The following is a 14,025-nucleotide window of genomic DNA, read 5'->3' as shown; positions in this document are numbered from 1 at the left end:
TTAAAAAAGAGCAATTAATTTTCACTTAACTCGTGAGTTAAGTCAGCTTCAGCAGCTTCGAGCATTGCAAACTCTTCTTCGGCTGTTTTCGCAACCAAATGGTTTTTGCTGTATAAGAAGAAATATAAAGCACCAATAACATATAAAATAATTGTATAGTTAAACGCTCTTGGATCAAAAGCATAAACTCCTGTTAAAGCAATAATAGATAATACCAATGCAATACTTGAAGTGAATACTCCTCCTGGAGTTTTATATGGTCTTGGCATATCAGGATTTTTAACTCTGAGTAAAATATGACTGAATGCCATTAATGCATATGATATTGTAGCTCCTACAACAGCCATACCTAACATCAAATCACCTTCTCCCGTTAATGAAGCTAAGAAACCTAAAATACCTGGAACAATTAAGGCCCATGTAGGTGTTTTCTTTTTACTGGTTAACGATAAAAATTGTGGTAAATATCCCGCTCTTGATAGAGCAAATACCAATCTGCTGTACCCATAAATGATAGAGAAAAATGAAGCAATTAAACCTGCTAATCCCAACACATTTACCACAGTTGCTAAGGTACTGTTTCCATTCGTATTTAATGCATCGACCAATGGAACAGCACTTTTACCCATGGCATCAGCACCCGCAACACCTGCTAGTAAAAATACAACTAAAACAGCAGAAAAAAGTAAAAAAAGCATTGCTGCAATAATCCCTTTTGGTACATCTTTTTCAGGGTTTTTCGCTTCTTCAGCAGCTAAAGGTACACCTTCAACAGCTAGGAATAACCACATACCAAATGGCAATGCTGCCCAAACACCATGCCAACCAAATGGTAAAAAGCTTGTAGCTCCTGCCACATCAGTAGAAACAGCAATATCAAACAGTTTTGTCATATCAAAATTCCCAATTAATGCAACGGCAGTGGCAATAATTGCAAAGACTGCTAACGCACTGATGACCATCATTGTTTTTAAAGCTTCACCTGCACCAAAAAGGTGAATGGCAATAAACACGGCATAAAACAGAGCATAAATAATCGGACCATTGATCCCCAATAATGCTTCAACCGCCGAACCTATAAATATAACAATTGCAGCAGGTGCTATGGCATACTCAATTAAAATAGCAAGCCCAGTTAAATACCCACCAGCTGGTCCCATAACTTGTCTGGCAAAACTGTATCCGCCTCCTGCAGCAGGTATTGCTGCTGACATTTCAGCTAATGCCAAAACCAAACAAAAATACATCACAGCCATTAACGCAGCGGCAATGGCAAAACCACCCCAACCAGCTTCTGCAATACCAAAGTTCCATCCAGCAAAATCACCTGAAATAACATATGAAATACCTAATCCAGCAAGCAATATCCAACCTGCTGTTCCTCTTTTTAACTGTCTTTTTGCAAGATAGTCTTGGTCAATTTTTACTTTTCCCATTCTTTTCCCTTTAATTTAGAAGAAAATTTTCTTCACTTATTCTTTGTTCGATTTCATTACTTGTTGTTCTATCTTTTAGATTGACTCCAGATAAGGATAATCTTCTTGATTCTTTCAGCAAATAGATTGATTTTTTTACAGCCTCATCGTATGACAATCCATCTAATCGAATATTTGAGATGCAATTTCTGTTTGCATCTGTAAGGCCAACCTGAGCATCCCAGGTAAGATATAATCCAAGACTGTCAGGAGAACTTAATCCTGGTCTCTCTCCTATTAATACCAATGTCGCTTTGGCATTTAACGTCATGCCAATTTCATCACCAATGGCGACTCTCCCTTGCTCAACAACAGTAAAAGGAGCCAAACTCCATTTTTGAGTATCTTGCGAAAGGGCTTGACACAGTTTGTCAATAAAATTAACGGCATTCTCTTTAATGGCCAAAGAAGAAAGCCCATCAACTATGACAATGGCCAAATCATATGCTTTAGTATGCGCAGGAATATGACTTTTAAGTGTATTCAACGATGCTTGATTGAGTCTTCTGCCCAAATCGGGTCTTTGCAAATACATAACTCGATTGGCCGCTTTTGAATGCAGTAAAAGGGTAGAATGCCCCTTTTTTAATACTTCATGAGAGTGCACATTTTCACTGATTAAATTGATGTTAAAAGAGGTATTATCTAATTTGTCTAAAATGTCCTCCACATCCAAAGGCAAATGAACGGCATCTTGTGCTTTTGCATGAGCCAATTGAAACTCCAAAAGATGTGAAGTAGGAAGACTGATGCCACTTCGTCCCAGTCCTATTCTTGCATCGGTGTATTCTCGTAAAACAGACCAAGGATTATTGATAACATTTGAATGTGTTTTTGCTGTTTTTATGTTTTGAATATTTTCCATTTTATGCTCCAATGACTTTTGCCAATGATTTTGAAAATCCAGCAGGGATATTGTTATTGAGTGAAAAAGTATCGGTATTGGTAAATATCTCCATCTTTTTCAACCATATTTCAAACTCAGGAGCAGCATGCAGATTTAATACTCTTCTGGCATACAAAGCATCATGAAAAGAGGTGGTTTGGTAATTGAGCATAATATCATCTGAACCTGGAATTCCCATAATAAAGTTGCATCCTGCTACACCAAGAAGTGTCAGTAAGTTATCCATATCATTTTGATCTGCATCGGCATGATTGGTATAACAAATATCACACCCCATAGGAAGTCCTAAGAGTTTTCCACAAAAATGGTCTTCAAGTCCAGCACGTGTAATCTCTTTACCATCAAACAGATATTCAGGGCCAATAAAACCAACAACGGTATTGACTAAAAGGGGGTCAAATTTTTTGGCCACTGCATACGCTCTTACTTCACAAGTTTGTTGATCAAGACCAAAGTTTGCATTAGCAGAGAGTGAACTTCCTTGTCCTGTTTCAAAATACATGACATTGTTTCCTACGGTTCCACGATTGAGTGATAAAGCTGCTTCTCGTGCCTCTTTTAAAACAGCCAGATTGACTCCAAAACTTGTGTTGGTTGCTTGGGTTCCTCCAATGGATTGGAAGACCAAATCAACAGGCGCTTTTTTTTCAATGGCTTCAATGGTATTGGTCACATGCGTTAAAACACAAGATTGTGTAGGAATTTCATATTGAGTAATAATTTCATCCATGATTTTAAGTAACTTGATGGTTTGTTCTACATTGTCTGTTGCAGGATTAATTCCAATAACGGCATCACCATTTCCATACAATAATCCATCTAAAATACTTGCCGTAATTCCTCTGACATCATCGGTTGGATGATTGGGTTGAAGTCTGGTTGATAAATGATTTTTTAACCCAATGGTATCTCTAAATGAGGTTGTTACAGGGCATTTTTTAGCTACTAAGATTAAATCTTGATTGCGCATGATTTTAGAGACAGCAGCAACCATTTCTGGTGTCATACCTGCTCTTGCTTGTTTGATTACTTCAACTGTTGTAGCGTCACTTAATAACCAATCTCTGAAATCACCCACGGTTAAATGAGAGATAAGTTGAAAAGCTTCACTCTCATGGTCATCAATGATAAGTCGGGTAATTTCATCGTCTTCATAAGGGATAAGCAAATCGTTTAAAAATGTTTTAAGAGGTACTTCTGCCAGACACATTTGTGCAACAACTCTCTCTTGTGATGAAGAGGCTCCAACGCCTGCTAAGATATCACCTGATCTTTTTGGTGTGGCTTTCGCCATTAAGTCGGATAAGTTTTTAAAAGTGTAAGTCTCTTTCCCCAATATATATGTGTAAGGATGTTTCATAATTAAGCCTAAATAGTAAATAAGTAAATAAAATTTTACCGTAACTGTAAAAAATGATTCTCTTTCAATTGTATATAAAATATACAATTATATGAGTATAGAGTAGGAATTAGTTTTTTTGTTTGAGAATATTGCGTAAAAGTAGAATGATGAAAACAAGGGCAATGCCCATATTAATATAGAGGCCTTGCATATTGCCATCTTGGAAAAAGCTGTATGCTAAGGCTAAAAAAATAAGTGAAAGTACTAAGCACATTAAGGCTTAGTACTCATTTTTATCGGCATTTTTAAGAAGTTCTTTTTTGAATCGAATGACTTTATTTCGTCCAGTCTCTTTGGCTTCATACAGACATAAATCAGCAAATTTAATACATTTCCAGATTTGGTCAGTATCACTTGGGAAGAAGGCATAACCAATACTTACCGTTTTACTGAATGATTCATTATTGAATGTATAAACCAGTTTTGCAAACTCTTGATTGATTTTCATAGCAAGAGCTTTTGCACTCTCTTCAGTTGGATTTTTCATAATGATAAGGAACTCTTCTCCTCCAAATCGAATGATAAACTCATCTCTGCCAATTGCATCTTTCATGGTTTTTGAAAGTTTTTGTAAAATAGTATCTCCCGCATCGTGTCCATAGGTATCATTGACCATTTTGAAGTAATCGATGTCTAAGAACATAATGGCATAGGTTGTGTTATTCTCAATCTCTTTTGGCATGGTTCGATCAATAAATTCATCTAAGTATTTTCTGTTATAAAGACCCGTTAATCCATCAATTAAGTTTCTCTCTCTTAAAACATCCATCAACATTCGACTTTCCAAAATAGGTTTTGTCTCTTCTAAATATTTTTTGATGATACCAATTTGATATTTGACATGTTTTAAATCTTCTTCATTTTGACATAAAATATGTACGGTAACACTTTTTTGCTCATTGATTAAAAATGGAATACACGTATAATCTTTGCATGTTGGGCAAGTTGCTTCTCGACATATTTCAGGGAAATTTTCTGATGAAACAATAATATCGGTTCTCTCTGCACGACACAACTCTTTAATGTTGCTTGTAACATTACAACATACATTGGTATTTGGGGTGACGTATATTGTTTTTCTTTCATCTTTGGTCAAATCATTTTCAAAAATACAGAACTGTTTAACTTTAAGTTTGTCTTTAAACACTTGAATCAATCTGTAATAGATGTCATCTTTTCTTAAGTCGGTTTCAATGGTTTTTTTGAAGTTATAAATTTCTGATATATCTTCAATAATCTCTTTTGCTGTAAGCAGTTTATCGTTGTTAACATTCGTTGATCGATTGTGAACAAACGCCGTTAAATTTTGTTCAATGCCTGTTAAAACGGTTTCAAGTTTTTCAATGATTTCATTGAGCCACAGTGAAGCTTCTTTATCCTCTTTGAGTGTTCCCTCTTTTGCACGAATTGAGTAGTTCCCTTCATGAACTTGTTTTAATACATCAATGATTGAATCAAAAGATGAGGTATAGGGTTGGATTTTTTTACTGATGAAAATCAAAATGAAAATCAAAAAGAGAACTACGATTCCAATAATATTTAATAAAATGGCAATACTGGATATTCTGTCATCTTGAATATCAAATTTTAAAGAGATTGCTCCTAAAACTTCACCCTCTTGTGCAACATGACACGTAAGGCAGTTAGGTTTGTCAGATGATGAAGCCGTATAAGGTATGGTGATTCTTAAGCTTGCTTTTTGAAGTGATTCATCAATTTTAAGCTCCTCTTTTCCTGTAGTGAGAACTCTTTTATCAATTTCATCATGGGGTGTTTCATTGGTCAAATTAGAGTTTCCAAACTGTTCACTCACTTTTGGTGAACGAATAATCCAAAGTCCATCAAGCTCTTGTAATCTTTCGATACTGCTTAAGAAAACATCTCTTTGATTCATATTTCCATTGACCATATGAGATGTCAGAGCATTTTTTACAATTTCAGCCGTTAAATACGCTCTTTTTTTAGCGCTGTCATAACCACTTTGTCTTGAACCCAATGCAACCAGTGCAACAATGATTAGGGTTAATAACGTGACCATGCTGAAGATAATAAGAGTAATTTTCTTATTTGAAGTCATTTTATATTGCCTTTAAATTTTTTTCATTATATTAACATAAATAAAATTATTATAATATTATTCTTTAAGTAAATTCTTATAAAACTTTAAAGGCTTCTTCTAAATTGATGGTACCTTCATAAAAAGCTTTTCCCACAATCACTCCTGCAATATTTCCGTTGTTTTTGCAGTTGATAATATCTTGAATGTCTTTGACTCCACCACTGGCAATGGTCTCAACACCACTTGCTAAGGCTATGTCTTGGGTAAACTCGACGTTTACACCACACAACATGCCATCTTTTGAAATATCGGTACAAATAATGGCTTGAACCCCTGCATTGGCAAACTCTTTGGCTAAAGTAGTTGCTTCCATGGTTGAAACTTCTGCCCACCCTTCAACTGCAACCATCCCATTCATGGCATCAATTCCTACGGCAATGGGGTATTTTGCAGCCATATCTTTAACAAATTGAGGATTTTTAACCGCAATTGAACCTAAAATAAGTCGGTCAACACCCAGTTCGATGTACATTTTAATGGTGGCTTCATCTCGAATTCCACCCCCGAGTTCAATTTTTAAATTGCAGTTTTCTCTGATTTTTCTGATTTGCTCTAAGTTCGCAGGTTCACCTGCAAATGCACCATTTAAGTCAACAATATGAAGCCATTTGCTTCCAAGTTCTTCAAAACGTTTTGCCACTTGCCAAGGCTCATCTGAGTAAATTTTTGCACTCTCCATTAGCCCTTTGCTTAAACGTACGGCTTTTCCATCTTTTAAATCAATTGCAGGTAATATATCCATTGTTACTGTTTCTCTCCTAATAAATTTTCGATTGTCTCTTCTATATTTTGATATGTAAATTTAAATCCACTCTCTTCCAGTCGTTTGGGAATCATACTTTGTCCATCGGTTAAAACGGTTGCCCCTTCACTGAAAATGAGTCTTAATACAAAAGGTGGTACGGGTAAAAATGTTGGTTTTTTAAGTGTTTTTCCTAAAGCTAGGGTTAAACCTTTGTTGGTTGTAGGTGTAGGTGCTGCTAAATTAAACGCACCCTCTAACGTTTCTTTTTCAATGACAAATTTAAAGGCTTGCATTAAATCATCGATATGAATAAAGGAGAAGTATTGGTTTCCATTGCCAATGGTTCCACCTAATCCCAGTTTAAAAGGTGGCAACATACTTTGTAAAGCACCGCCATCTTTTCCTAAAACAATTCCAAATCGGAAGATACAAACACGTGTGTTTTCTTTGGCTTTGAGAGCCTCTTCTTCCCATGTTTGACATAAAGTGGCTAAAAACCCTTCTGCATACTCAAAATCATCTTCACTGTTAATTTGTTTGTTTGAATAGATTCCAACAGCAGAAGTTGAGATAAACACTTTGGGTTTGTTGCTTATGGTTTTTATAGCAGTAACGAGTGCTTTGGTTGTATCAATTCGGCTTGAATACAACTCTTTTTTGTAGCTTTCTGTCCATCGGTGAATGATGTTTGCACCTGCAAGATTTATGACAATATCGGTTTTGCTTAACGTTACTTCTAAAACATTGGGTTGTAATAATTCAGCTCGCGATATTTTTAAAACCTCATAACCCAACTCTTTAAAGAAGTGGGTTAAATGTGTTCCAACAAAGCCAGATGCTCCAGTGATTGCTATTGTTTTCATGGGATAACTCCTGTTATTTTATTGACATAAAATTTTTTAATACGCGCAATCCGTTGTCGTGTGATTTTTCAGGATGAGGTTGAATACCATAAATGTTATCTTTGTTTACTGCACTGGCAAATGTGTATCCATATTGTGTGTAACCAATGACATTGATATCTGATGTTTCAACATGGTATGAATGCACAAAATAGAGGTAAGGATTGTTTAATCCATGAAAGAGCATACTGTTTTTGTTTTGTATGGTGTTCCAACCCATGTGAGGGATTTTAAAATCATCGTGCATTTTTGATTTGTCAAATTTTACAATGTGGCCATCAATGAGTCCAAGCCCTTCATGTGCGCCAAACTCTTGTGAAGATTCAAACAAAAGTTGCATCCCAAGGCAGATACCCATCATGGGTTTTCCACTTTTTGAGTAATCCAAAATGGCTTGTCGCATACCTGTTTCATTGAGGTTTTTCATGGCATCACCAAAAGCGCCAACTCCGGGTAAAATGATTCTATCATAGTTTTTTAATTCGTTTGGGTCTTTTACAATATGAGCTTTGGCATCCAATAAATGGCAAGCGTTGTAAACACTTGCGAGGTTTCCCATATTATAATCAATTATTCCTATCATCAATATTCCTACTTTTATATACGCAGATTATATCTTATTATTAATATTAAACACTTAAGGTGTGAGAAATTAATGATGAACCGAACATAAAGTCAGTGCAAAAAGCACTTCTATATTGGCTTTTTTTAAAACTTTTTTGGCTTCTAAAATGGTCGTTCCTGTGGTCATTAAGTCATCAACTAAAATCGCTGTTTGATGAGTTGAACCAGTGTAGATAAATTTACGAGGATTTTTTTGTCGAAACTCCAAATCTTTTCCCGCATATTTCACCACATTGGAAGCTTTTAACGTATTGTAAACAGGTGTGATATTTTCTGTTTTTAAATGTTTTGCCAAAATGGCCGTTTGAGAAAAATCGTGTCGGGTGTGGTCATCAATAGGGAGGGCTAAAACCAAATGCGGATAATCAAACGATTGTGCAAATTTTGCAAACGAGAGTTTGGCCAAAATATTAAAAACTCTGTCTCCATGAAAATGATACTTGCTGAAAATGAGTTTTTCAATCTCTTCGTAGTCGTAAAAGGAGTAAACAAAAAAATCTTTCACCAACTCTTTTTTATGAAAATGAGGCGCAAGCAAAGTGCTTTGACACTTCTTGCAGATGATTTGAAAAGAGGGTTTTTCACACGTTAGGCATCTCATAATAGTATTCTAACCAAAGTTTGGTTGTAAAGAAATAATGATTTAGACATGGCTTTGTTGTCTGAGCATGGATGAGTGAAAACTTTGCCAATAAAACAACGTTTTTTATGGATGAGATGTAATGTTTACATTGCATATTAATGACTCTTTTTAAGATAATAGGGTATTCTGTTTAAAAAAATATACCAAAGAACATTTATGCTGGATTCAAAACCTTTTATACTCTTTTTTAAATATGTTATTCCTTCCATGTTAGGCTTTTTGGCCATCTCTTCTGCGAGCATTATTGACGGTTATTTTGTAGGAAATTATGTGGGTTCGGTGAGTTTAGCCGCCATTACAGTCTCTTTTCCTCTGTTTAATATTTTGTTTGGTTTCTCTTTGATGTTTGCTGTTGGAAGTTCTGTAATAACGGGTAAATTAATGGGGGAGGGCAACAAAGCAGAAGCTTCAAATGTCTTTTCAAAAGCGATTTATGTCATTGTGGTACTCTCTGTTGTTTTAAATTTTTTGTTGTATGTCAATGTTGAAAATGTTTTAGATGTGATTAATGTGAAAGAGGAATTAAGAGTTGAAACCTTAAAGTATCTTCCTGTTATTTTAAATTTTCTGCCATTTTTAATGGTGGGAATTACCGTTGATTATTTTGTAAAAGTGGATGAAAATCCCAATTTATCTTTTTTAGCGTTGCTTTTAAGTTCGTCAGTCAATATCCTTTTGGATTATCTTTTTATTGTAAAATTTAATTGGGGAATCAGTGGGGCAGCTTATGCTACAGGTATTTCACATACAATGATTCTTTTGGTGTTAATGCCACACTTTTTTCTTAAACATACTACCCTCAGACTTGTAAAACCAAGAGGGAGTTTTTTAACCATTTTTAATGCGTTAAAAAATGGCTCTTCAGAGTTTATCAATGAATCTTCTGTAGGGATTACGATTTTAGTTTTTAACTATATTTTGCTTAAAACATTTGGCCCATTGGGTATTGCTTCTTTTACTATTGTGGGATATTTTATAACCATCAGTATTATGACAAGTTTTGCCGTTTCTGACTCTTTGCAAGCCATTATCAGTAAGAATTATGGTGCACAATATTTTCATCGAATGAAGAGTTTTTTGAAATTGGGATTAGTAAGTATTTTAAGCGTTGAAATCGTTTTAACACTGTTTGTTATCATCACCCCAGAGACATTGATCAATATATTTATCAATGAGAGTGATATAAAAACAAAAGAGATAGCCATAACGTTTATCTCATATGTGTGGCCAGCGTTTATTTTCTCAGGCTTAAATATGCTTGCAAGTGCATATCTGACCTCTATACAAAAGCCACTTTATTCAGGACTCATAGCCATCATGAGAAGTTTGATTTTTCCTATGATATTTATTTTTATCTTGCCTTTTATTTTTGGAAAGATAGGAATTTTTTTAGCTTTGTCATGTGCGGAAATCGTAACGTTTATTTTTGCTTTCAGATTTTTTATGCTGACTAGACCCAGTGTTCTTTCCAAAATTGCTGAGTAAAAACTTTTAATAAACATCCTCTTTTTCACGATTTCTGCGTTGAAGCATAAATGTTAAATGCTCATGTACTAATTGTACACTCCGCTTTAAAATTCATACTTCGCCTTGAACTAGCAAAAAATAGAATGTCTCTAAAAAGTTTTAGGATAGGTTAAATATAATAAAAATAAAAGGATAAATATGGAAAGTTTCATATTACTGTTAGCAGGTGGGATTATAGGTTTTGTTGCTTCAATATTAAAAGATTTTTTTCTTGAAAAAACTAAAAAAAAATATAAAGAAATTGAATTAAAAAGAAATAAGTTAGAAGAATTGTATATTGAAATAGATAATTGGTTCAATTATTATTCACTTAATAGTGCAATGTTTATACAAAGATTAGAAGGTAATAGTATTTCAAATTCTTTGTCAGAAGAAAGAGATAAAAAGTTTGTCTATGATTTAATTAAAATAGAAATGATAATTAGTATTTATTTAGAAATATTAATTAGTGATTATAATACAATATTATCTAAATGGGATGAACTTAATGAGTTTCAGGCTAAAAACAAAGGCTCTTCATATAAAGAAGAATATATAACTTTAAATAATCATTTTACTAATCAAGTAAAAAACTTTAAAATGAAAATAGTAAAAGAAATTAGAACACTTTAAAATCTAAGATTTTATGTAGATTCAAGGCGGAAGAGAAAATTTATGTAGGAGCTTAGTATTCTAAGTGAGTATATAAATTTTCTTTTCCAACGCAGAAGATGCGTGAAAGATTAGATTTTAAGAACGGCCATGAATGCCTCTTGCGGCACATTGACTTTTCCTATGGCCTTCATTCTTTTCTTCCCTGCTTTTTGTTTCTCTAGCAGTTTTCTTTTTCTTGTAATATCCCCACCATAACACTTAGCTGTTACGTTTTTCCCTGTAGATTTTACGGTTTCTCTTGCAATAATATTGCTTCCGATACTCGCTTGAATAGCCACTTCAAAGAGTTGTCTTGGAATAAGCTCTTTTAAGGCTTTGATAAACTCTCTTCCTTTACTCAAGGCTTTGTTTTCTGGAACAATGATAGACAGAGCATCCACCACTTCACCAGCAACTTTAATATCAAGTTTTTGTAAAACTCCCGGTCTAAAACCAATTGGTTCGTAATCAAAAGAGGCATACCCTTTAGTACTTGATTTGAGTTTGTCGTAAAAGTCCATAACAATTTCATTCATTGGAATATCGTAATCTAAAAGAACTCTTTTCCCAATATAATCCATTTTGTTTTGAATGGCTCTTTTGTCGTTTAAGAGTTTAATTACATTTCCTAAAAACTCATCGGGCACTAAAATGGTGGCTCTTACATAGGGTTCAAAAATGGTATCAATGTAGTTAGGTGCTGGCAATTCACTTGGATTTTGGATGCTGATTCTTGTTCCATCGGTTTTTAAAATTTCATAAATAACCGTAGGCGCTGTCGCAATTAAATCTAAGTCGAACTCTCGTTCTAACCGCTCTTTAATCACTTCCATGTGAAGCATTCCTAAAAACCCTGTTCTAAATCCACTTCCTAAGGCTGCTGAACTCTCTGGTTCAAATGAGATCGAAGAGTCATTGAGTTGGAGTTTATTCAGAGCGTCTCTTAAGTCTTCAAATTTGTCCGTTTCAATTGGGTAAATTCCTGCAAATACAAAAGGTTTTGCGGGTTCAAAACCGTCAATCACTTCTGCTGTTGGATTTTTGGCATCGGTCATGGTATCACCCACGGCGATACTGTTAACGGTTTTAAGTCCTAAAACCACAATTCCAATTTCACCTGTGGCAATCTCTTTTGTTTGAGTGGGTTTTCTTGGGTGTGGATACATCAAATTAAGCACTTGGTGCTCCTCTTTGGTGTTCATCATTCGTAACATTTGACCTTTTTTAATGCTTCCATCATAGACTCGCACAAGGGCTAAAGCACCTAAGTAGTTGTCAAACCATGAGTCATAAATCAACGCTTTTGTTGGAGCATTGGTATCACCTACGGGTGAAGGAACTCGATCAACAATGGCATCAATTAACTCTTTGACTCCCACCCCCGTTTTTGCACTGATTAAGTTATGTAAAGTACAATCAATTCCAATGGCATCTTCGACTTCTTCTAAAACTCTGTCTGGGTCCGCACTTGGAAGGTCAATTTTATTGACAACAGGAAGAATTTCTAAGTCATTGTCCATGGCAATATAGACATTGGCAATGGTTTGCGCTTCTACACCTTGCGTGGCATCAATGATTAAAAGAGCACCATCTGAAGAGGCCAATGAACGGCTCACTTCATATGAAAAGTCAACGTGCCCTGGGGTGTCAATAAGATTCAAGATATAAGCTTGACCATCTTTGACATAGTTCAATCTTACACTTTGGGCTTTAATAGTGATACCTCGTTCTTGTTCAATATCCATAGTATCCATCATTTGAGCAGATAAGTCTCTGTCTGCTACGGCACCACACTCTTGAATAATTCTGTCAGCAAGGGTTGATTTTCCGTGGTCAATATGGGCAATAATACTAAAGTTTCTAATATTTTTTTGCAAGGGTTTGTCCTATTTAATATATATTTTCGCGATTATATCCAAATATGAGTAAGTGTTAAGTTAAATTGAAAAATTATGAGAAGTTTAGATTACAAGCATCTGCTTGTAATCTAAAAGGAGTTATTTAGAAACAGTGGCTTCCACTCTTCGGTTTTGTGCTCTTCCATCTACAGTGTTGTTATTGCCAATGGGTTGAGATTCACCATAACCTATGGTTTTGATTCTGTTTTCGGGAACATCCAGTTCTATAAGGGCTTGTTTAACGCTGTTGGCTCTTCTTTGTGAAAGGGCAAGGTTATACTTCTCTTCCCCCACACTGTCTGTGTGTGCTGAAAGGGTGGTTTTGATTTTTGGGTATTTTTTCAAAATCGTGGCAAATTTTTCAATTTTTCCATCGTATGAAGGTTTAATGAGAGATTTATCTGTGTCGAAATTCACTTTTAAATTGACCACGATGGTACAACCATTCGCATTAACAATGTCATTTGCAGGTGTATTTGGACATTTGTCAGAGGCGTTAAGAACACCATCATTATCCATATCTGGGTTTACAGCTGAAGCTTGTGTCTCTTGTTTCTCTTCTTGGGCTACAGCTTTTTCTTCTGCAGGAGCATTGGCTGCTTTTTGACCAAATGGAATGGCCAAGCCTACTGTATAAAGTAAGTTATTGTCTGCATGGTCTGATTCAATCAAATGGCGTAAATCGAATTTAAGTGCCATGTCATTGTCGAAGGTATATTTATACCCAAAACCATAGTTTCCAAAAAGCCCATCATTGTTGTTAAATTGATCTTTACTGAAAACTTCAACACCCGCACCTACTAAAGCGTACACAGCACTGTTGTTTGTCAGTGGATACTCTTTTATTACATTGGCAAACATTCTTGTAATGGAAGTTTTTCCTGCTGAATTTTCATAATCAACGCTTTGCAATGTTCTTAAAATTCCCAATTCAACTTGGTCAAACATTGACTCTTCTAAATTAAATCCCAAAGCCAAACCTATATTGGTATAATTTCTGTCTAAATTCAGATTGCCTTCGGTGTATGCACCCCCAATCATGGGTGTAATTTCATATTTATAATCATTATTGGCTGCAAGTAATATGACAGCAGACAAAACAGTTGAGAGTAATATTTTTTTCATACGTATTCCTTTTTATTTGTAGAGG

General features: G+C 35.0%; 12 protein-coding genes. 2 read left to right on the top strand and 10 right to left on the bottom strand.

Annotated elements, in window-relative coordinates; genetic code table 11:
* Nucleotides 1-14: 14 nt before the first annotated feature.
* From eat to ACNI3C_RS01220, 8 genes are all read right to left on the bottom strand, one after another.
* On the bottom strand, nt 15-1,436 hold the full coding sequence (gene eat / locus ACNI3C_RS01255; protein WP_419770445.1) for an ethanolamine permease: 1,422 nt from the start codon (nt 1,434-1,436) through the stop codon (nt 15-17).
* Nucleotides 1,437-1,446: 10 nt separating this feature from the next.
* The gene (gene eutC / locus ACNI3C_RS01250; RefSeq protein ID WP_419770444.1) at nt 1,447-2,340 is read right to left on the bottom strand and encodes an ethanolamine ammonia-lyase subunit EutC; all 894 of its coding nucleotides are present in this window, start codon (nt 2,338-2,340) and stop codon (nt 1,447-1,449) included.
* 1 nt (nt 2,341) lies between these two features.
* Nucleotides 2,342-3,742 carry an ethanolamine ammonia-lyase subunit EutB gene (locus ACNI3C_RS01245; protein WP_419770443.1) on the bottom strand — a complete coding sequence of 467 codons (1,401 nt, stop codon included), beginning with the start codon at nt 3,740-3,742 and terminating at the stop codon, nt 2,342-2,344.
* A 262-nt stretch (nt 3,743-4,004) separates the two neighbouring features.
* Complete coding sequence (locus ACNI3C_RS01240) at nt 4,005-5,861, bottom strand: GGDEF domain-containing protein (RefSeq protein ID WP_419770442.1); 1,857 nt, start codon at nt 5,859-5,861, stop codon at nt 4,005-4,007.
* 76 nt (nt 5,862-5,937) lie between these two features.
* The gene (gene hisA, locus ACNI3C_RS01235; RefSeq protein WP_419770441.1) at nt 5,938-6,645 is read right to left on the bottom strand and encodes a 1-(5-phosphoribosyl)-5-[(5-phosphoribosylamino)methylideneamino]imidazole-4-carboxamide isomerase; all 708 of its coding nucleotides are present in this window, start codon (nt 6,643-6,645) and stop codon (nt 5,938-5,940) included.
* A gap of 2 nt (nt 6,646-6,647) precedes the next feature.
* Nucleotides 6,648-7,511, bottom strand: coding sequence for a TIGR01777 family oxidoreductase (locus ACNI3C_RS01230; RefSeq protein WP_419770440.1), 864 nt, complete (start codon nt 7,509-7,511; stop codon nt 6,648-6,650).
* A 13-nt stretch (nt 7,512-7,524) separates the two neighbouring features.
* On the bottom strand, nt 7,525-8,133 hold the full coding sequence (gene hisH / locus ACNI3C_RS01225) for an imidazole glycerol phosphate synthase subunit HisH (RefSeq protein ID WP_419770439.1): 609 nt from the start codon (nt 8,131-8,133) through the stop codon (nt 7,525-7,527).
* A gap of 69 nt (nt 8,134-8,202) precedes the next feature.
* A complete protein-coding gene (locus ACNI3C_RS01220) occupies nt 8,203-8,775 on the bottom strand; it encodes a ComF family protein (RefSeq protein ID WP_419770438.1) in 573 nt (190 codons plus the stop codon).
* 198 nt (nt 8,776-8,973) lie between these two features.
* Here ACNI3C_RS01220 and ACNI3C_RS01215 point away from each other — a divergent pair, with 198 nt between their 5' ends.
* A complete protein-coding gene (locus ACNI3C_RS01215) occupies nt 8,974-10,302 on the top strand; it encodes an MATE family efflux transporter (protein ID WP_419770437.1) in 1,329 nt (442 codons plus the stop codon).
* 180 nt (nt 10,303-10,482) lie between these two features.
* Entirely contained in the window at nt 10,483-10,956 is a 474-nt protein-coding gene (locus tag ACNI3C_RS01210; protein ID WP_419770436.1) for a hypothetical protein, read from the top strand.
* Between the two features lie 110 nt (nt 10,957-11,066).
* On the opposite strand, the gene lepA is transcribed toward ACNI3C_RS01210, so the two are convergent.
* Together lepA and ACNI3C_RS01200 are read right to left on the bottom strand one after the other, a co-directional pair.
* On the bottom strand, nt 11,067-12,854 hold the full coding sequence (lepA, locus tag ACNI3C_RS01205) for a translation elongation factor 4 (RefSeq protein ID WP_419770435.1): 1,788 nt from the start codon (nt 12,852-12,854) through the stop codon (nt 11,067-11,069).
* Nucleotides 12,855-12,974: 120 nt separating this feature from the next.
* On the bottom strand, nt 12,975-14,000 hold the full coding sequence (locus ACNI3C_RS01200; RefSeq protein WP_419770434.1) for an OmpA family protein: 1,026 nt from the start codon (nt 13,998-14,000) through the stop codon (nt 12,975-12,977).
* Nucleotides 14,001-14,025 lie beyond the last annotated feature (25 nt).

This window comes from Marinarcus sediminis (SeqCode) (assembly GCF_048571275.1).
GTDB classification, from domain to species: Bacteria; Campylobacterota; Campylobacteria; order Campylobacterales; family Arcobacteraceae; genus Marinarcus; species Marinarcus sediminis.
The sequence above is the reverse complement of the archived record's forward strand: the minus strand, read 5'-3'. Positions and strand labels throughout refer to the sequence as shown.

Coding starts and splice junctions, on each gene's coding strand:
- ACNI3C_RS01220 (WP_419770438.1), bottom strand. CDS start 8,775: ATGAGATGCCTAACGTGTGAAAAACCCTCTTTTCAAATCATCTGCAAG.
- ACNI3C_RS01210 (WP_419770436.1), top strand. CDS start 10,483: ATGGAAAGTTTCATATTACTGTTAGCAGGTGGGATTATAGGTTTTGTT.
- ACNI3C_RS01230 (WP_419770440.1), bottom strand. CDS start 7,511: ATGAAAACAATAGCAATCACTGGAGCATCTGGCTTTGTTGGAACACAT.
- eutC (WP_419770444.1), bottom strand. CDS start 2,340: ATGGAAAATATTCAAAACATAAAAACAGCAAAAACACATTCAAATGTT.
- ACNI3C_RS01200 (WP_419770434.1), bottom strand. CDS start 14,000: ATGAAAAAAATATTACTCTCAACTGTTTTGTCTGCTGTCATATTACTT.
- eat (WP_419770445.1), bottom strand. CDS start 1,436: ATGGGAAAAGTAAAAATTGACCAAGACTATCTTGCAAAAAGACAGTTA.
- hisA (WP_419770441.1), bottom strand. CDS start 6,645: ATGGATATATTACCTGCAATTGATTTAAAAGATGGAAAAGCCGTACGT.
- ACNI3C_RS01215 (WP_419770437.1), top strand. CDS start 8,974: ATGCTGGATTCAAAACCTTTTATACTCTTTTTTAAATATGTTATTCCT.
- ACNI3C_RS01240 (WP_419770442.1), bottom strand. CDS start 5,861: ATGACTTCAAATAAGAAAATTACTCTTATTATCTTCAGCATGGTCACG.
- ACNI3C_RS01245 (WP_419770443.1), bottom strand. CDS start 3,742: ATGAAACATCCTTACACATATATATTGGGGAAAGAGACTTACACTTTT.
- hisH (WP_419770439.1), bottom strand. CDS start 8,133: ATGATAGGAATAATTGATTATAATATGGGAAACCTCGCAAGTGTTTAC.